This is a genomic window from Psychroserpens sp., assembly GCF_045105015.1.
GTDB lineage: Bacteria > Bacteroidota > Bacteroidia > Flavobacteriales > Flavobacteriaceae > Psychroserpens.
In genome coordinates this window covers 1-18,302 of the sequence record NZ_JBGCCX010000166.1, presented here as the reverse complement: position 1 = coordinate 18,302, position 18,302 = coordinate 1, and the positions used below count along the sequence as shown (strand labels likewise).

Below are 18,302 nucleotides of genomic sequence, written 5' to 3'. Positions count from 1 at the left end.
TAGAAATAGGAACCAAAAAGGTAAAAACCATAAGTCTTTACTGTAATATTTAATTTTGGCTGGTCATCTATTGTTAATATTTTATCCTTGGGTAAATTAATAACACGAGTCTCTACAGTTAATGTCTCTGAATAAGACTTTGATAATTTACTAAGTACTAATATTAATGATGCCAATATAAAAAACAAACTAAAAACATGAAGTCTTTTGTTTTTAATTGATTTAACTAATATGATTTTTAATTTATTTAGCATTCTTAAAAAACAAGTTAGGATAATACGTTTCTGGTGTCTTTTTTAACACTTTAATAGCTAATGTAGATTTTAAAAATCCAAATCCATATCCTATAAATTGAACAAATATTGCAAATATTGCTTGCACAGCGATTACTATATTCTTGGTCTGAAAAAGTGCTAGCATAAACGCTAAAGCTATATATAATCCGAAAATAATCAATAAAAAATAATAACCAAGAGTAGCTATAATTACAGCTAATATAAACCCTAAACAAAACAGGGTTGGTAACCAAAATATTAAACGTTCACTATCAGGATGCCATAAATTGAGTATAGGCCTAACCAAACCGAATTTATGAACTTGTGTATAAAACTTAGACCATGAAATTCGCCGTTTGTGGTATACAAAAGCATTACTGAAAAGTTTGGTTTCAAAACCTAATTTAATTAATCTTATTGAAAGGTCTGGATCTTCGCCAGGATGAATTCGTCCAAAACCGCCTGATTTCTCAAATGCCGATTTAGAAATTCCCATATTAAAACTCCTAGGCTGAAATTTTTTATTCTTTGATTTAGAACCTCTAATACCTCCTGTTGTAATAAACGAAGTCATAGCAAAGTTAATTGCTTTCTGTAGGTTGGTGAATGATTTATCTGCAGCATCAGGCCCTCCAAAGCAATCGACATAACTTGTTGTTAATTCAAGATCAACAACGTTTAAATACTGAGCAGGTAATAAACAATCTGAATCTAAAATTATAAAGTAATTTCCTTTTGCTTTAGCCATTCCAAAGTTTCTAGAATCACCAGGACCAGAATTTGGTTTGTTGTAATAAGAAATATTTAGATCTGACTCAAAATCTGACACAACTAATTTACAATCTATCGTTGAGCCATCTTCAACTATTACAATTTCGAAAGGAATATTGCCTTCAAGAGATTTAAAACTTTGTAATAATTCTTTGATTTCTTCTGGCCTATTAAAGACAGGTATAATAAACGAATAATGTAATGTATCCATACATCAACAAAGGTAAATAAAGAAAATACAAAAGCCACCTTAAAGGTGGCTTTTGAAATAATATTTATATAAAGCTTATTGCTTTAGAATTCTAACTGTTTCAGTAACATTATCGATTGTTACTTTAACAAAGTAAGCACCTTGGCTTAATTCGTTCATATTTAAGTTACTTTCTAAAGTGTTTGGTGTTGCTCTAAGAACTTCTTGACCTAACATATTATAAACTGATACATTTTGAATTGTATTTTGAGCTTTTAATGACAATTCATTCTTCACTGGATTAGGGAAGTATGTAAATGCTTTATCGTTCTCAAAAGAATTTAGAGATAATGATGCATCAGAAAGTGTAATATCAATTGTACCTTCTTCAGAACCGTTATTCCATAATTGTATATAATAAGTAGTACCACTAGTTAAACCTGTTAAGCTCGCTCCAGAAGCTGCAGCTGTGCTACAACTTAATTCTGTTAATGCACCACAAGTTCCTTCATATACTGCTAAGTGAGATGCAGTTGCAGTACCTAATGAGGTTACAATATCAACTTCTCCACTTGCAGGAGCATCAAATGTAAACCATAAATCAGCAATACTTTGGAAAGCATCACAAGAAGGCTGAGTTGCATTAATAATTGCACAAGTATTGTCTTGTGTAGTAGCTGATCCATCTACAGATAATGCAGTAGCACTAGCACAATCTTGATTAGCCTGAGCAGGTGTACAAGATGATGCACAAGTAACTGTCATAGTAAAATCACCAGTGTTTATTGGATCAAAGCCTTCTACAGCTATCCAATAGGTATCTGTTCCATTTGCAGTAAATGTACCTTCACTTTGAATACTAAAAGTTCCACATGCAGCAGCATTATCATCATTACCTGCAATAAGAGTTAAATTACCTGTAGTCCCAGTATACACTAAAATAGAAGTATCATAAGTAGATCCACATAAGCTAACAGTTACATCATTAGCCCCTTCTACAGAACTATCATAACTAAACCATACATTAGGCGCATCCATATCTGCTCCAAAACCATCTGGTGCATCATCTTCGTCTAATGTTGCTGAATCAGTACTACCTGTTAAAGCAGTTGTTCCACATGTTATCGCTTGAGCATTAATAAAATCATCATTTGCTGGCACTGGAGGTGGGCATGTATCTGTTACCGGTGCAAATGCAAAATCACAAGCACTATCATTTTCGTGCTCAACTACAACATTTACTGTTGTACCAGAAGCAAAAGGTCCGATAGTAACTGTAGTTGGTACAGAATTAACAATCTCATCCGGTTGTCCTCCATCATTTGTTACTGTTACTGAACCTGAATCACCTAAATCTGTTACCTCTATCTCAAGACTATATTCAAAATTTGGGCAGTCTTCAACAATTGCTCCTGCAACTGTAGGAGGTGTACATGTTAATGCATCTCTAACTAATACATCATCAATAAACCATTCGGCAGCAAATGTTCCTTGGTAATGAAAAGCAATATAAACTTGAGTGCCAGATGACACAATTGGAAAAGGACCATTTTGAACCCATACATCTTCAGTTCCTACAATTCCGTTAAGTAAATTCCATGTTGCTAATCCAGGATCTCCTGAACCAGTGTAATCTTCAGACCATAAAACATCTTGTGTTGCTGCAAATCCTGCAAAGTTAACATTGTCAAAATAAAGTAACTCTGGATTAACAGCTGCAGATAAGTCAAGAGCTGGTGAAATTAACCATCTATCATGAGCTTGATTAGCATCAAAATCATCAAAAAATGCAGATGTAGTTGTTGAAACAAAGCGAGTAGTACTTTCTCCCCAAGGATTACCATTATCTACAACAGCAGTTCCTACTGCATCTATCCATCCTGCAGGTGGAAATGTTCCGCTTTCGAAATCTTCGTCTACGTATTGTGCATTCGAATTAAATGATATTGCAAAGGCAAAAATCATTAATAAAGTAATTTTTTTCATATTGATTAAGTATTTGTTAATAAAGTAAATTCGAGTCTAAAAGTATTGATTATCTTATAAATAAGTAATACAGAAAGTTCCTAATTAGCAATAATATAAAAAAAATAGATGAAGTGCAAAAATAATCGACAAAATACACGTTAAGTGTTGTGTCAAAAAAAAGGAGGATTTGCTTTAGCAAAACCTCCTTTTTAATAATTAAGTAAACTTTATATGATGTTATTCTTTAATAATTCTAACTGTTTCAGTAATATTATTAATTGTTACTTTAACAAAGTAAGCACCTTGGCTTAATTCATTCATATCTAAACTACTTTCAAGAGTGTTTGGATTAGCTCTAAGAACTTCTTGACCCAACATGTTTAGCACTGATACATTTTGAATTGTATTTTGAGCTTTTAATATTAACTCATTTTTCACTGGATTAGGAAAGTATGTAAATGCACTTTGATTTTCATAATCATCAAGAGATAATGTAGCATTGTATGCAGATATTGCAAACGGTTCACTTTCTTCTCCTCCATATTCCCATACTCTCAAATAAATTGTTTCTCCTGGAGTTAATCCAGTTAAATCTAGTATAGAAAAATTACCAGTTGCAGCATCATCATCATCACATTCAATTGAATTTAAAGCACCGCAATTACCTGAATAAGCTTCGACAACGGAATCAAATAATTGATTATCTGTTGCGCTATCTGGACCAGTTTCAATTGTAATATTTCCATCATCAGGAATAACAACTGAATACCAAACACCAGGACCATTTGTACCACAACCAGCAGTCTCAGCTCCAACTGTAGCTCCTAAAACACTTCCATCTAAAGGATTTGTATCGAAGTCTACTCCAGGTGTTAAAGCAATTGCCCCAGCACAATCATCATTTGCAGGAGGACAAGCAGCTTGTGTTAATGCAGAGCTATCTTGGCTACAATTTCCATCATCATTATCTGTAATTGAAATTACCACATCAGTAGCATTAACATAAGGACCAAATGTAAACATTCCAATTGCTCCTGTAGATTGTGTTGCACTTCCTTGATCATCATCAATTGCTAAAGATGTTGAAGAACCCAAATCTGTAACATCTACCAAAATATTAAAACCTCCAGAATTTGCACAGTCATCTACAACAGTATACGCAACTGTAGCAGGTGTACAATTTAAATAGTTTATACAAAATTCTAAAACACCTTCTTCATCACTTCCATAATCCCATACTCTTAAGTAGACTGTATCACTTGGAGTTAAACCAGTAAAGGTCCTGTTTGCTCCATTTCCACACTCAACAGGATCTAAGGCAACTAAAGAACCACAAACACCTGTATACAGTTCTACTATAGTAGAAAAACCAGGATTTGTTATAAATTCAAAATCAAACTGACCTGAAGTAGGCACTGTTAAAGTAAACCATACATCGGCAGGAGTTGCATCTCCATCTACACAAGCTCCACTAGGAGCTACTTCACTTGCAGAATTAGTTGCACCAACATTACTACCCGTGTAAACCATAGTACAAGTACCATCAGAATTTGCAAATGGATCTAAATCTATTGCATTTGCACATTCATCATTTGATACTGGACAAACATTTTGAGTTAAAGCATCACTTACTTGATTGCAAGCCGCGTCATCATTATCTGTTATAGAAATAATAACATCTGTTGCATTAACGTAAGGACCAAATGTAAACATTCCAATAGTTCCTGTAGATTGTGCAGCACTTCCTTGATCATCATTTATATCAATAGATGTTGAAGACCCTAAATCTGTGATATCTACTAGAATATTAAAGCCACCAGAATTAGCACAATCATCAACAACTGTGTAAGTTACTGATGCATCAGTACATGAATTCTCTGTGATATCTAGAGTATAAGTTGTAGCTTGTGGAGTTGCCCATGTAGAAATCACTATATAATAAGTTTCTCCATTTGTCACTGTTAAGTCAAACTCTAAATCATCAGTAGCGCCTAAATTTGCAGCTCCTGCTCCAGCAGTAACACACATTGTTCCGATATCGGCACAATCATTATAAGCAAAAACCCCTGCATAAGTACTACCAATAGCTGTGAGACTCACATTAATAGATCCATCGATTGTTGAAGTATATTCATAAACAACATCATCACCATTTAAATGCGCGTTTCCAGATTCACAATCTGTACCTGGAACACCATCATAATCATCTCCATAATTTGCAGTATCATCCGAAGTATTATAAGGCAATGCTCCTACAACTATTGCTGATTCACAAACTTCTCCTAAATTTGGTTGTCTCCATCCAATAGGACCAACCCAATTTGAAGTACCATCACCAGCACAATCTGATTGCACATAAAATTCATATTCATTTCCTGGAATTAACATATCTACTACAAAAGGAATAGTAGCAATTCCAGGATGTGTAGCTGTCATTGTTTGTGATCCACCAGCAGTAACATCTACAACTTCAATATTCCAAAGTGTAGCAGTTCCTATTTCAGTCCAAGACAAACTACCATTTGTTGTATCTGTCGCACCAGCTAACAGACTAATTGGATCTGGACAAGAAGGCGGTGTAGCAGATGAAATTGTAGGCGACTGCATACAAAAACCATACTCATAAGCTGCGCCATTAGGATCATCATCATAAATTATTCTATACTGAAAGTTCGTAAGTTGATTGGCAGTAAACCCAATAATATTCAAAATTTCAGTATCGTAAGCAACAGGTGTTCCAGTACAAAAATCATCAAAAATATCAGTTAGTGTGCCTGGTAAAGAATCTAGTTCCCAATTTTCCCAAGTCATATTATCTGCATCATAGTATTGAAATCTAAGGAACTCTTCAGGTGATAGTTTGTAGAAAGCATAAGTTGTAGAAATGCTTAACCAAGTTTCTCCAGCGTTAAAAGCTGCAGTAAGATCTATTACTGGTGATTCTGCAGCAATGCTATCATCACTACCATTACCAGCATCATCATCGTCAAATGCAAAATTAGCATCCACAGTAGGATCAGCTTCAACCGCACCAGCGGCAGTACTGTATGTACCTGTTAATGTCCAATTGGTGTTAGGCCAATTTGCATTTTGGTCTAGTACTTGGGCATTTAAATTCGAATACATCGAAAAGGTTAGCGCAAACACTAAACCTAAAGTAATTTTTTTCATATTTGATTTAGTTTTTAGTTATTAATGCCTTCAAATTAATCATATTATAAATGAATGAAGACGGCATTATTGGTAAATCGATTAAGTGTAAAAAAAACAGACAAAATGCATCTTTTGTTTCATATATATTTTAAATAAAAAAAGCCACTTTATCAAAAGATAAGTGGCTTCAATATTATAATATACATAAAACTTTTTTTTACTCAACAAATTTATCCATAACTGCATCACTAACGCCCATATTACTAAAGCCTCCATCATTAAACAAATTCTGTAGTGTTACACGCTTAGTTAAATCGCTAAATAAAGTAATGGTGTAATTTGCACAATCCATTGCTGTTGCATTACCTAAGGGCGACATTTTTTCAGCATAAGAAATAAAACCATCAAACCCTTTAACACCTTGACCAGCAGTAGTTGGTGTTGGTGATTGTGAAATTGTATTCACTCTCACTTTTTTATCTCTTCCAAAGAAATAACCAAAACTACGAGCAATACTTTCTAAATAGGCTTTATTGTCTGCCATGTCATTATAATCTGGGAACACACGTTGTGCTGCCATATAAGTGAGTGCAACAATACTACCCCATTCATTCATTGCGTCAGCTTTATATAACGTTTGCATAACCTTATGAAAAGACATTGCTGAAACATCTGTTCCTTTTTGAGTCCAATCATATTTTTGATCTGTGTAAGGTCTACCTTTTCTAACATTCACAGACATACCGATTGAGTGTAATACAAAATCAATTTTACCTCCCAAAATTTCCATTGATTGCTCAACAAGATTTTGTAAATCCTCTTCAGATGTTGCATCTGCAGGAATAATTTGAGAACCTGTCTTTTCTGCTAAATCTTTTATTTGTCCCATTCGCATTGCAATTGGTGCATTTGTTAGTACAAAAGTCCCACCTTCTTCATGAACGCGTTCGGCAGTTTTCCATGCAATAGAGTTTTCATCTAAAGCTCCAAATATGATTCCTTTTTTTCCTTTTAATAAATTGTATGACATGTGATTTATTATTTAAATATTATTTTTAATCTTTCAAAAAAATTCATCTTCCCTTGTAATCGTTGCAAAGATGCATTAATCTCTTCAATATAGTTACTAGCAATAGAATTCATTTTAGCTTTATTATAAAGTTTATAAGCATCCATCAAATCTACTCTTAACTCATTAGCTTTGGCCATTTGATTATAAATTATTCCTTTATCAACACCAGAAACCTTAAGCGCTTCCTCACCAAACTTTAGCATTTCTTTATATTGACCTTTATCAATTAGAAAGTATGAATAGTTAGAATATGCAGCATAATATCCTTTAGAATACTTTATTGATAATTTGTAATGTGTTTCTGCTTTATCATAATCAACTAATTTATAATGAAATATCCAACCTAAATGATTGTGAGCTTTACCATAATCTGGGTAATCTAAAAGTACCTCAAGCAAAATATCTTTTGCTTCCACAATTTTGTTATCAGACAACAAAACATCGGCTTCAAAAAACAAACTATCAGCGTCTGTTCGATTCATAATTTTAAATTTAGATTCAAATATAGTATTAATTCAACAATTCTTTAGCGTGAGCGATAGCAGATAAAGACACGTCACTACCTCCTAACATTTGAGCTATTTCTACAATACGATCATTTTGATTAAGTTGTTTGAGTTGGGTTTGAGTCACATTATTAACATCCTCTTTAAAGACTTTAAAATGCGTGTCACCTTTAGATGCTATTTGTGGTAAATGAGTAATTGTAAACACTTGCATAGTTTTACTCATTTGCTGCATTATTATTGCCATTTTATTAGAAATTTCACCAGAAACTCCAGTGTCAATTTCATCAAACATTATCGTTGGCAACTGCATGTATTTAGATAATATTGATTTAATGGCTAACATAATTCTTGACAACTCTCCACCAGATGCCGATTTTTTTAACTCATTAAACTGACCTCCTTTGTTTGCAGAAAACAAAAATTGAAGATCATCACTTCCATTATTCAAAAAAGTACCTGTAGGTTCAAGTGTTATATTAAACTTTGCATTGGGCATTCCTAGAGTAGATAATATAGATTCTAATTGTGTAATTAATTTAGGAATCACAGCTACCCTCTTGTTATGAATTATTTCAGATTCTGAGAGTAATTTTGATACAATTGATTGAATTGCTAATTCTTTCTCTGAAATTATCATGTCAAGATTTTCAGTCTCAAAAACTTTAGATCCTAATTCCTGCTTAATCTGAAGTAATTCCTCTACACTAGACACTGTATGCTTTTGTAATAAATTATGAATTATTTGAAGCTTTGTGTTAACTTGTTCTAGTCTATTAGGATTTGCATCTAAACTCTCTTGTAAACTTTCAATTTCAGAACGTACATCATCAAGTTCTATTAAACTACTTTCAATACGTTCAAAAATAGAATGATACTGACTAGAATAGTCTGATAGTTTAGAAAACTGGTTTTTTAATTCAGTTAGATTAGAAACAATTCCTACCTCTTCATTATTTATGATATGATTAGATATAGATAACCGCTCTTTAATGTCTTCAACATTATTAAGCGTTTCGTATTCAATTTCTAGTGCTTCTAACTCACCTGAAACTAATTTAGCTTCCTCAAGTTCTTTCAAAAGAAAACTATGATAATCTAATTCTTTTATAGCTGTATTTTTCTTTTCTTGAAGCGACTTAAGTTCTACTTTCAGATCTTTAAACTCCTTTAATAAACTAGCATAAACCTGTAATGACGTTTGATTTTTTGCCAAAGCATCAATAACTTGGAACTGAAAATTATCATTTGTTAGTTGTAATGTTTGATGTTGCGAATGTATGTCTAGCAAACGCTCTCCTAAAATTTGCAAGCTATCTAAATTAACAGGTGTATCATTAATAAAAGCTCTTGATTTACCAGAGGGTAAAATTTCTCGTCTAATTATGGTTTGCGCCTCATAGTCAAGGTCTTCAGCTTTAAAAATAGACTTTAAATTATATTTTGCAATATCAAATGTAGCTTCGATAATACATTTTTTAGAATTATCTTTTACATGACTTAAATCTGCTCGCTTACCTAAAATAAGAGATAATCCACCCAAAAGAATAGATTTACCTGCTCCTGTTTCACCTGTAATAATTGTAAGTCCAGTATTAAAACTTACTTGTAAATGATCAATGAGAGCGTAATTTTTTATGGTTAAATTGGTGAGCATATTGAAAGTTAAAAAGCGTACTTATAAAATAATAATTAGCCTATCTAACAGAGATTAACTATGAATTATAAAAATAGGAATAAAAACGTAAACTCTAGAAATTAATATTGCGCCATTTTGAGGCATGCATTGGTGCAATTCTCGTTAAGGTTGATACTAAATCTGAAATATTAACTGTTGGTCCACCACTAAAGATATCTTGAATTTCTTCCGCTTTAGCATCAAAAAAGACACGCATCAAATAAGAATTTGGTCGTCTATCGTTCATTGTTTTTAATGACCCAATACTTTTTGCTATGGATTGTTTTGCTTCTTTTGAATCATTACTCATTTCATCCAGCCCACTTCTGTGATAGCTGTAAAGAACATTTCTGAATTCTTTGTATGTATCAGACAAGACATTATCAATTAAAATAAAACGAGACTGTTGGCCATCTTCAAGTTTCCAACCTTTATAACCTATTTGTTGGGAATAATTTAAAATCACTTGAGCTTGCGCATAATACTCTGCACCTCCTTTTGGTGAAAATGTATCAGCATCCATACCTAAAATCATGTACACATGATAAGCCAAAACAGAAATTAAATTAGACTCATATTGGTTAGGATTATACACCATATTCTGAAACTCTAAATATTGAAAATCAAAATCTTTGTCATTATAATTGTAAACTGGAGTGCTATAAGAAGAGCCGTAAACTGGTCTTGTAGATTGCACTTGAACAGAAGCTTGGAAGTTATCATTGTTGTAATCGTTGATATTAATTACCATACTACAATTGATGCGCTCTTGAGGTTTAAATGTTTTATCAGTCCATGTAGTATTATTAACAAACTCTTTAAGCTGTCTTTCCAACGTTTTAAAAATTTGTACGTTTTCATTTCCAGTAAGCTGAGCATTTACAACAACCTCACAATTTAGTTCTTGTGAAAATGATTGAAAAGAACATACTAGTATTAATAAATAAATAATTTTACGCATGCTGTTGTTTAATAATTTGTTGCATTAAATCTTTTGCAACTTCAGTTTTAGATTTCAATTGGTGTTCTATTACCTCTTCTGAATCTGTTATAAAAGTAACTTTATTTGTTGAACCACCAAAACCAGCTCCTTTGTCATTAAGAGAATTTAATACGATTAAATTTAGGTTTTTTGATTCTAACTTACCTTTAGCATGCTCTAGTTCATTGTTAGTTTCTAGAGCAAATCCAACTAAAAATTGATGCTTTTTTATAGCGCCTAAGGATTTTAAAATGTCTTTTGTTTTTTCTAACTCAATACTAAACGCTGAAGCTACCTTTTTTATTTTTATGTCAGAAACATTTTTTGGTTTGTAATCTGCAACAGCAGCTGAAAGCACAGCAATATCAACGCTATCAAAATACTTATGTGCTGCATCATACATCTGAGAAGCATTCCTGATTTTTGTAATATTTATAAGATGATGAGATACATTTTGATGGGTCGGTCCAGTAATAAGTTCGACTTCAGCTCCTAGGTTTGCAGCAGCTTTGGCTATTTCAAATCCCATTTTACCGCTTGAATGATTCCCTATAAAACGAACAGGATCAATTGCTTCATACGTTGGTCCAGCTGTAATTAAAATTTTTTTACCACGAAGTGGAAGTTGGTCTAAAACATCATTTTCAATAAAACCGATAATATCTTCAGGTTCAGCCATACGACCTTCTCCTACCAAACCGCTCGCTAACTCTCCAGAAGTTGCTGGAATCATAATGTTTCCAAACGATTTTAGTTTTTCAAAAGATGATAGCGTAGACGGATGCTTATACATATCTAAATCCATTGCAGGCGCAAAATAAACTGGGCATTTCGCTGAAAGATACGTCGCCAATAACAAGTTATCACAAGTACCATTCGCCATTTTGGACATTGTATTTGCAGTTGCAGGTGCAATTACAAAATAATCAGCCCAGAGACCGAGCTCAACATGATTATTCCACATTGCATTATCATCGTCGTCATTTGTGAATGAAGAATGAACTGGGTTTTTAGATAATGTTGAAAGTGTTAAAGGGGTAATGAAGTCTTTAGAAGCAGGCGTCATAACGACTTTTACGTTAGCACCTGCTTTTATAAATAGTCTAACTAGACTAGCTGTTTTGTAAGCGGCAATACCAGCAGTAATGCCTAAGAGTATATTCTTACCGCTTAAAATAGACATGCTTATATTTATTTATTATTCCTGAACGTCGTCATCAGTATTTCTGTAGTAGATTTTATCATCTAACCATTCTTGTACTGCTAATGCGTGAGGCTTAGGTAATTTTTCGTAGAATTTAGATACTTCAATCTGTTCTTTGTTTTCAAAGATTTCTTCAAGACTGTCGTTATAAGTAGCGAATTCTTCTAACTTATCAACTAATTCTCTTCTAATATCTGTATTAATTTGTTCTGCTCTTTTAGAAATTACAGAAATCGCTTCATAAATATTTTCTGTTGGCTCATCAATGATGTTTCTATCATAAGTTTGAGTCGTAACAGGAGCATTGGTTTTCTTTAAATCTGTCATAATATGTATGATTAACTTTTGGTATTGAATTGTTGTAATTGAGTTTGCATTTCCTCATTCATTTTGGAGACTTCATCAGTTCTTTCTGAATTGGGATAATACTTATAAAACGTATTGTAATAGCCCAAAGCTATATTTAATCGCTTTTCTTTTTTCTGTTTGATACTATTTATCGCTAATTTATAAGCTGAATCCAATCTGTAAAACATGGCTTCTTCTCTGAAACTTGTTCCAGGGAAATCTACCAAGAAATTATCAAATGCTTTAATTGCCGCTTCATAATCTGAAGATTCAAAATAAGCAATTCTATTGTATTGTTTTGCAATTTCAAAAGCCTTTTTTTCTAACTTAAAATCTAATTCTTTAATCAACTCATTAACTTGAGGTAAATAATCAGATTCTGGATACTTATTTATAAATAATTGTAATTTCTCAAGAGCTTCAATGGTTTCTGCTTGCTCTTTGGAATATACTGGAGATAACTCATAATAGCTCTTACATGACAAAAAAGAAGCCTCTTCAGCCTTGTCACTTCTTGGGTAACTATTTTCAAAACGTTCAAAATGATAACCAGAGATGTGGTAATCTTTCATTTGGTATGAACACATAGAACTCATAAACATGATACGCTCTGCTTGAGGTTTTCCTCTATATTTTGGCAAAACTTGATCAAAAAGTTTTGCTGCTTTTACATACTTACCGTTTTCGAAAAGTTCTGTAGCCATGTTAACCTTAGTCCCAAGATCTTCAGATTTCAAAGCTTTTTGATACTCACTACATGATGATACAGTGATAACTAATAAAAGGATGTAAATTAATTTCTTCATAAATAAAAAACAGGTTGCAAAAGTACGTATTTATAACGTATAATAAAAACAATTATTTGATGCTAAAATAAACGTTGAATAAAGACCAACAGTATGTTTAAGTATATTTTAACTTTTTAGAAATTAATCTAGGACTTGAAGTGCATCTTTAATGTCTTTTTTCAAAGATATTGACGCTTCAACCAAAGGCAATCTCACATTCGATTTAGCAAGTTCAAGTGCGTCTAAAACTGCTTTAATTCCAGCTGGATTATTTTCAGAAAAAATTAAGCGTGTTAATTCCATTAGTTGAAAGTGAATTGCATATGCTTCTTTTGCTTTTCCTTCTAATCCCAATCGTATCATTTTTGAAAACTGCTTAGGCAACGCTTGTCCTATTACAGAAATTACTCCTGCTCCACCAGCCAAAACAACACCTAATACTAGATCGTCATCGCCAGAAATCACTGAGAAATTATCAGGTTTATCTCTGAGTAATTTTAAATATTGGTGCATATTATTTCCAGCTTCTTTAACTGCAATAATATTGTCAAAATCTTCTGATAAACGCAAAATGGTCTCAGGCGTCATATTTGAAGATGTTCTCCCAGGAACATTATACATTATAATATCTACAGGGCACACTCTTGAGATGGCTCTAAAATGCTGATAAATGCCTTCTTGTGTTGGCTTACTATAATACGGAGATACAGATAAAATAGCATCCATCTCACTTAAATCTGTAGCTTCAATCTCACGAATAACATCAGCTGTATTGTTTCCTCCAATACCTATAACTAATGGCACTCTATGATCATTAGCTTTCACTATAGTAGCAACAATTTGTTGCTTTTCTTCGCTAGTAATCGTTACACTTTCTCCTGTTGTGCCAGATATTACAATATAATCCGTACCATTCACAATATTGTAATCCACCAGATCCACAAGAGCTTTATAATCTACAGTTAAATCATCATGAAAAGGTGTAATTATTGCGACACCAGTACCTTGAAATTTTGTCATTTATATTTTATTTAAAACCGTTAAGTATTTTTTAAGTTCATTTTTAAAAAGCTGAATGCTTTTTGATTTTACATCTATCATTAAATCAAACATTCGTTTATCGTCTTTAATTAATCCAACTTTAAAATTGGCTTTTGAAGCGGCTGTAATAAGCTTTAACTCTAAACTTTCATTATTGTAGTAGCTAATTAAAACATCAAAGTCAGTGTCTATAAATGACTGAAGATCAACATTATTAATTCTCCCTTTCCAACCAAAATCCTTTGGATTAAAATAAGTATCCCAAAGCGGATTCGCATCTTTAGCGTCTTCAACGAAGGCTATAATTTTTGTTTTTGCAGGCAGAATTCCAAGGTCTTTAAAATAGCTTCTAAATACATCAAAATCTGAAAATTCATTCATATTTAAAATCACTCCAACAGAATTCATCTTCAAATTACTAACAGCTACCTGACGTGCATTTAGCAACTTGTTAATATATTTTTGGTTAGAATTTGCCTTAAATGCTTTTAAAATCATTTATATTTATGCTTTGTACAAATGTAGTAAAAAAGTCACTGCATGTTTTGTTAACGATTGCATAAATCCCATATGAAAAACATCTTTTTTTTAGCTTGCTTATCCATCATTCTGTTTACGTCCTGCAGGTCAAAAAATCTTTATAAAATTGAAGCGCAACAGATTGCTATAACTGATAGTCTCAAAACCAATAAATCAATTGAAGCCTTTGTCACACCTTATAGAATTCAAATTAATAAAAGCTTGGATAGTGTGATTTCCTTTGCTAAAGACACCTATTCAAAAAAAGACGGGCAATTTAATACTGCAATTGGTAATATGATGGCTGATGCTGTTTTTGAACAAACCAATCCTGTATTTCAATCAAGAACAGGAGAAACTATTGATTTAGTATTGCTTAATCATGGAGGTATTAGATCTATAATTTCTAAAGGCGATGTGTCTAAAAGAACTGCTTACAAAGTGATGCCTTTTGAAAACTCTGTCGTTGTTGTTAAAATGAAAGGTAATAAAATCAAAGATTTAGTTGATTACTTAGTTAGAGAACAAAAAGCGCATCCAATTTATGGCATGGAAATTATTTTAGATGATGCATTACAGTTAAAATCAGCAACCATTAATGGTGAAGCCATTGATAACACTAAATTCTATTTTGTAGCTACAAATGACTACCTATACAATGGAGGTGATCAAATGACTTTTTTTAAACCAAATGAGGGCTTACATGAGCTTGATTACAAAATAAGAAATGTATTAATCGATTATTTTACAAAAAAGGACACCATTGCACCTATGATTGATAACCGATTTATTCAGAAAACACAATAACCTAATGAAAAGAAGAGATTTCATACAACAGACTGCAGCTAGTTCTGCACTAATTGCACTAGGAAGCATTGGGTTAACATCTTTTAAGTCATCACAAAAGAAGATCACTATTTTACATACAAATGACGTACATAGCCATATTGACCCATTTGGTCCCGATGATGGTCGTAACCCTAATAAAGGTGGTGTTGCTAGACGTGCAAGTCTTATAGAATCAATTAGAAAAGAAAATCCGAATACCTTACTATTAGATGCAGGAGATATTTTTCAAGGCACACCGTATTTCAATTATTATGGTGGTGAATTAGAATTTAAACTTATGAGCATGCTCAAATACGATGTTGCTACTATTGGAAATCATGATTTTGATAATGGCATCAACGGATTATTTGCCCAATTACCACATGCCGATTTTGACTTTGTTTCAGCAAATTATGATTTTTCAAACACAATCATGGATACACATGTGAAGCCATATAAAATTATTTTTAAAGACGGAATTAAGATTGGAATTTTTGGTTTAGGTGTAGAACTGATGGGCTTAGTAGATCAAAAATTATACAAAGAAACTGTGTATAATAATCCTATTGAATCTGCTCAGGATATGACTCGTATTTTAAAAGAAAACGAGCAATGTGATCTTATTATTTGCTTATCGCATTTAGGCTATAATTATGCTACAAAACCAAATAAAATTGGCGATTTAAAACTTGCAGAATCAACAAAGGACATCGATTTAATTATTGGTGGTCACACACATACATTCTTAGACAAACCAACAGTTGTTACCAATCTAGAAGGTAAAAAAACTTTAGTTAATCAAGTTGGTTGCTATGGAATAAATCTTGGTAAAATCGATTTTTATTTTGATTCGAATAAAAACAAATCTGCTAATGGCACTTCAATAGTTGTTTAAATTAGTTAATCAAAAACACCTTCAACTCTAATATCGCGTAACTGTTTTGTAGTGTTTACAAAATAATCACTCAATTTCATTTTTTTGTCATTATTCCTCATCGTATGATGATCGTAAACATATTTATAAAGTAAAAACAAACCACTTATATGAAGTGCTCTTTCAAACACTTCAAATAACCAATAATAAATATATAAAGCATTTATGTAATGTAGAACATCAGAAAACACAAAACAAAACACCATTAATAAAAAGGTAATTGATTGTGCATTTTCTTTACTTAAATATACTGCAAAAGCAAAGTAAGTAAGTGCTATTAAAGTGACACCGTGAAATATGTATAAAACTAAGTTAGTATCGTCTACAAAATTCTCTTTAGCGACTTCATAAAGTGCGTATAAAAAATATGAATTTAATAATAGTACAAGAATCAAATATACAGACGCGAAACTATCAAATTTAATTTTTTTATGAATTCCTAATAATATAAAAATAAGAAGTAAGTACCCAACTATAAAGGCACTCTTAGAAAACTTCAACATAACCTCTCCAAAACTAAATACTGATAAGGCATCTCCAATAAAAAACACAATAAATGTAGTAAGAAACACATTTTGCATTTTATTTAATTGGCAAAAGTAAAATGTCATTAATATGGTTACAGTGATTAGCTTTACAATTTTGGGAACCAAAATAGAATCAAAAAAGGTTGCTATTGATGCACTAATAACAATAAAAGCAAGGACAATAGCTAAAACAAAATTTGGTTTAAATTTGTGAGCATTTTTCATAATGATTTCATTAAGTAGGTAAGCAAATATATGAAAAAAATTACACTTAAACGGTATTTTTATACGTTTTAACGATTAAACAAGAATTTTGTTCTTCAATAAAAAGGTTCTTAGACTTTTTTCGTCTAAAGAAAAAACCAATTAACAATTATGAAAAAGTACCTTCCTTTAGCTTTAAGAATTATAGTAGCATTAATTCTAATTCAAACGTTGCGATTTAAATTCACAGCGCATCCTGATAGTGTATATATTTTCACTCAAGTTGGTTTAGAACCTTTTGGTCGAATTGGAATTGGCATAGCAGAACTTATTGCTGGAATATTATTACTTTTCAGAAAAACAGCATGGGCTGGTGCTACATTAACTATTGGGATAATTGGAGGAGCAATACTAATGCACTTAACACAATTAGGCATTGACGTTAATGGAGATGGTGGTGTTTTATTTTCAACAGCTTTAATAACATTTACACTGTCAGTAATTATTTTATTTTTATACAGAACAGATATTCCTATTTTAGGAAAACGCTTTTATTCAGGCACATGAACATCTTGATGATCATAATCGATCATTTTTCTATGTTGTAGTCGTGACTGGAGGTAAAAAAACAAAAATGCAAACACTAAAAACATAGAGCACAGTAGATTCAGTATAAGAAAATCTACAATGTAGAAATATGCCAGTTGAATGACTTCTGAAAACATAATACATATTGCTCCAATCAATAAATTCATTGATTTCTTATCATCTCTATACATATAATTTATAAGTGCTATTGCCATTAAAAGCATAACTACAGCATTATAAAATAACTCTAAATAATACTCACTATTTATTAGTTCTTTCTTGGTTGTATCTGAAACAAAGTAAACAAAGAATAGTCCCAATATTCCTAATAGTCCAATTTGAACTGGAAACTTTAGAAATGCTTTCTTAAAATTCATTGTAATAGCAATTCTAGCTATCAAAAACAGATATGATGTTATATAAAGACTGTTACCTATGTAATAATAGTAGTCAACTTCAGGCGTAATATCAAAATTGACAACCCAAGTTACATAATTAAATATTTCAGAAATTGTAAAAAACACTAAAAACATCAAGAAAAAAGGATGCTTATTCTTGACTCTTATAACATATAAAATTGTAAGTAACGCAACAGATAAAGCTCTCACTCCAGCAGCTTCTATCTCTAGTCCTTTAAATTGAAGTCCAAGAAAAAATAAGCTAAGCGCAAGAATCAATGCTCCTAAAAATTTCCCTATTTGCATAATCTATTGAATTAATAACAAA

17 protein-coding genes are annotated in these 18,302 nt (G+C 32.0%); 3 read left to right on the top strand and 14 right to left on the bottom strand.

Going from position 1 to position 18,302, the window contains the following annotated elements; all coding sequences use genetic code 11:
- Nucleotides 1-243 precede the first annotated feature (243 nt).
- The 12 genes from AB8B90_RS12985 to AB8B90_RS12930 form a co-directional block, all read right to left on the bottom strand.
- Complete coding sequence (locus tag AB8B90_RS12985) at nt 244-1,257, bottom strand: glycosyltransferase (RefSeq protein ID WP_405337609.1); 1,014 nt, start codon at nt 1,255-1,257, stop codon at nt 244-246.
- Between the two features lie 75 nt (nt 1,258-1,332).
- A complete protein-coding gene (locus tag AB8B90_RS12980; RefSeq protein ID WP_405337606.1) occupies nt 1,333-3,222 on the bottom strand; it encodes a T9SS type A sorting domain-containing protein in 1,890 nt (629 codons plus the stop codon).
- A 219-nt stretch (nt 3,223-3,441) separates the two neighbouring features.
- The gene (locus tag AB8B90_RS12975; protein ID WP_405337603.1) at nt 3,442-6,375 is read right to left on the bottom strand and encodes a T9SS type A sorting domain-containing protein; all 2,934 of its coding nucleotides are present in this window, start codon (nt 6,373-6,375) and stop codon (nt 3,442-3,444) included.
- 199 nt (nt 6,376-6,574) lie between these two features.
- Complete coding sequence (locus AB8B90_RS12970) at nt 6,575-7,387, bottom strand: enoyl-ACP reductase (RefSeq protein ID WP_405337600.1); 813 nt, start codon at nt 7,385-7,387, stop codon at nt 6,575-6,577.
- Nucleotides 7,388-7,395: 8 nt separating this feature from the next.
- Complete coding sequence (locus AB8B90_RS12965) at nt 7,396-7,911, bottom strand: tetratricopeptide repeat protein (protein ID WP_405337597.1); 516 nt, start codon at nt 7,909-7,911, stop codon at nt 7,396-7,398.
- Nucleotides 7,912-7,939: 28 nt separating this feature from the next.
- Nucleotides 7,940-9,592 (bottom strand): DNA repair protein RecN, encoded by a 1,653-nt coding sequence (recN, locus tag AB8B90_RS12960; RefSeq protein ID WP_405337594.1) that lies wholly within the window; start codon nt 9,590-9,592, stop codon nt 7,940-7,942.
- Between the two features lie 94 nt (nt 9,593-9,686).
- Complete coding sequence (locus AB8B90_RS12955) at nt 9,687-10,574, bottom strand: DUF4835 family protein (RefSeq protein WP_405337591.1); 888 nt, start codon at nt 10,572-10,574, stop codon at nt 9,687-9,689.
- A complete protein-coding gene (coaBC, locus tag AB8B90_RS12950; RefSeq protein WP_405337588.1) occupies nt 10,567-11,778 on the bottom strand; it encodes a bifunctional phosphopantothenoylcysteine decarboxylase/phosphopantothenate--cysteine ligase CoaBC in 1,212 nt (403 codons plus the stop codon). The genes AB8B90_RS12955 and coaBC overlap by 8 nt, the downstream gene beginning before the upstream one ends.
- Nucleotides 11,779-11,793: 15 nt before the next feature.
- Nucleotides 11,794-12,126 carry a DNA-directed RNA polymerase subunit omega gene (locus AB8B90_RS12945; protein ID WP_405337585.1) on the bottom strand — a complete coding sequence of 111 codons (333 nt, stop codon included), beginning with the start codon at nt 12,124-12,126 and terminating at the stop codon, nt 11,794-11,796.
- An 11-nt stretch (nt 12,127-12,137) separates the two neighbouring features.
- The gene (locus AB8B90_RS12940; RefSeq protein ID WP_405337582.1) at nt 12,138-12,953 is read right to left on the bottom strand and encodes an outer membrane protein assembly factor BamD; all 816 of its coding nucleotides are present in this window, start codon (nt 12,951-12,953) and stop codon (nt 12,138-12,140) included.
- Between the two features lie 123 nt (nt 12,954-13,076).
- The gene (gene dapA / locus AB8B90_RS12935) at nt 13,077-13,955 is read right to left on the bottom strand and encodes a 4-hydroxy-tetrahydrodipicolinate synthase (protein ID WP_405337579.1); all 879 of its coding nucleotides are present in this window, start codon (nt 13,953-13,955) and stop codon (nt 13,077-13,079) included.
- Complete coding sequence (locus AB8B90_RS12930) at nt 13,956-14,474, bottom strand: DUF6913 domain-containing protein (RefSeq protein ID WP_405337576.1); 519 nt, start codon at nt 14,472-14,474, stop codon at nt 13,956-13,958.
- 72 nt (nt 14,475-14,546) lie between these two features.
- Between AB8B90_RS12930 and AB8B90_RS12925 the strand changes: the two genes are divergently transcribed.
- The gene (locus tag AB8B90_RS12925) at nt 14,547-15,302 is read left to right on the top strand and encodes a 5'-nucleotidase C-terminal domain-containing protein (protein WP_405337573.1); all 756 of its coding nucleotides are present in this window, start codon (nt 14,547-14,549) and stop codon (nt 15,300-15,302) included.
- Between the two features lie 4 nt (nt 15,303-15,306).
- Complete coding sequence (locus AB8B90_RS12920; RefSeq protein ID WP_405337570.1) at nt 15,307-16,218, top strand: bifunctional metallophosphatase/5'-nucleotidase; 912 nt, start codon at nt 15,307-15,309, stop codon at nt 16,216-16,218.
- 5 nt (nt 16,219-16,223) lie between these two features.
- On the opposite strand, the gene AB8B90_RS12915 is transcribed toward AB8B90_RS12920, so the two are convergent.
- Nucleotides 16,224-17,009 (bottom strand): hypothetical protein, encoded by a 786-nt coding sequence (locus AB8B90_RS12915; protein ID WP_405337567.1) that lies wholly within the window; start codon nt 17,007-17,009, stop codon nt 16,224-16,226.
- A 150-nt stretch (nt 17,010-17,159) separates the two neighbouring features.
- On the opposite strand from AB8B90_RS12915, the gene AB8B90_RS12910 reads away from it, so the two are divergent.
- Entirely contained in the window at nt 17,160-17,555 is a 396-nt protein-coding gene (locus tag AB8B90_RS12910) for a DoxX family membrane protein (RefSeq protein WP_405337564.1), read from the top strand.
- On the opposite strand, the gene AB8B90_RS12905 is transcribed toward AB8B90_RS12910, so the two are convergent.
- Entirely contained in the window at nt 17,540-18,280 is a 741-nt protein-coding gene (locus AB8B90_RS12905) for a hypothetical protein (RefSeq protein WP_405337561.1), read from the bottom strand. The two genes, AB8B90_RS12910 and AB8B90_RS12905, sit on opposite strands and share 16 nt — an antisense overlap.
- Nucleotides 18,281-18,302 lie beyond the last annotated feature (22 nt).

Coding starts and splice junctions, on each gene's coding strand:
- AB8B90_RS12985 (WP_405337609.1), bottom strand. CDS start 1,257: ATGGATACATTACATTATTCGTTTATTATACCTGTCTTTAATAGGCCA.
- AB8B90_RS12930 (WP_405337576.1), bottom strand. CDS start 14,474: ATGATTTTAAAAGCATTTAAGGCAAATTCTAACCAAAAATATATTAAC.
- dapA (WP_405337579.1), bottom strand. CDS start 13,955: ATGACAAAATTTCAAGGTACTGGTGTCGCAATAATTACACCTTTTCAT.
- AB8B90_RS12965 (WP_405337597.1), bottom strand. CDS start 7,911: ATGAATCGAACAGACGCTGATAGTTTGTTTTTTGAAGCCGATGTTTTG.
- recN (WP_405337594.1), bottom strand. CDS start 9,592: ATGCTCACCAATTTAACCATAAAAAATTACGCTCTCATTGATCATTTA.
- AB8B90_RS12970 (WP_405337600.1), bottom strand. CDS start 7,387: ATGTCATACAATTTATTAAAAGGAAAAAAAGGAATCATATTTGGAGCT.
- AB8B90_RS12905 (WP_405337561.1), bottom strand. CDS start 18,280: ATGCAAATAGGGAAATTTTTAGGAGCATTGATTCTTGCGCTTAGCTTA.
- AB8B90_RS12975 (WP_405337603.1), bottom strand. CDS start 6,375: ATGAAAAAAATTACTTTAGGTTTAGTGTTTGCGCTAACCTTTTCGATG.
- AB8B90_RS12920 (WP_405337570.1), top strand. CDS start 15,307: ATGAAAAGAAGAGATTTCATACAACAGACTGCAGCTAGTTCTGCACTA.
- coaBC (WP_405337588.1), bottom strand. CDS start 11,778: ATGTCTATTTTAAGCGGTAAGAATATACTCTTAGGCATTACTGCTGGT.
- AB8B90_RS12915 (WP_405337567.1), bottom strand. CDS start 17,009: ATGAAAAATGCTCACAAATTTAAACCAAATTTTGTTTTAGCTATTGTC.
- AB8B90_RS12980 (WP_405337606.1), bottom strand. CDS start 3,222: ATGAAAAAAATTACTTTATTAATGATTTTTGCCTTTGCAATATCATTT.
- AB8B90_RS12955 (WP_405337591.1), bottom strand. CDS start 10,574: ATGCGTAAAATTATTTATTTATTAATACTAGTATGTTCTTTTCAATCA.
- AB8B90_RS12945 (WP_405337585.1), bottom strand. CDS start 12,126: ATGACAGATTTAAAGAAAACCAATGCTCCTGTTACGACTCAAACTTAT.
- AB8B90_RS12925 (WP_405337573.1), top strand. CDS start 14,547: ATGAAAAACATCTTTTTTTTAGCTTGCTTATCCATCATTCTGTTTACG.
- AB8B90_RS12910 (WP_405337564.1), top strand. CDS start 17,160: ATGAAAAAGTACCTTCCTTTAGCTTTAAGAATTATAGTAGCATTAATT.
- AB8B90_RS12940 (WP_405337582.1), bottom strand. CDS start 12,953: ATGAAGAAATTAATTTACATCCTTTTATTAGTTATCACTGTATCATCA.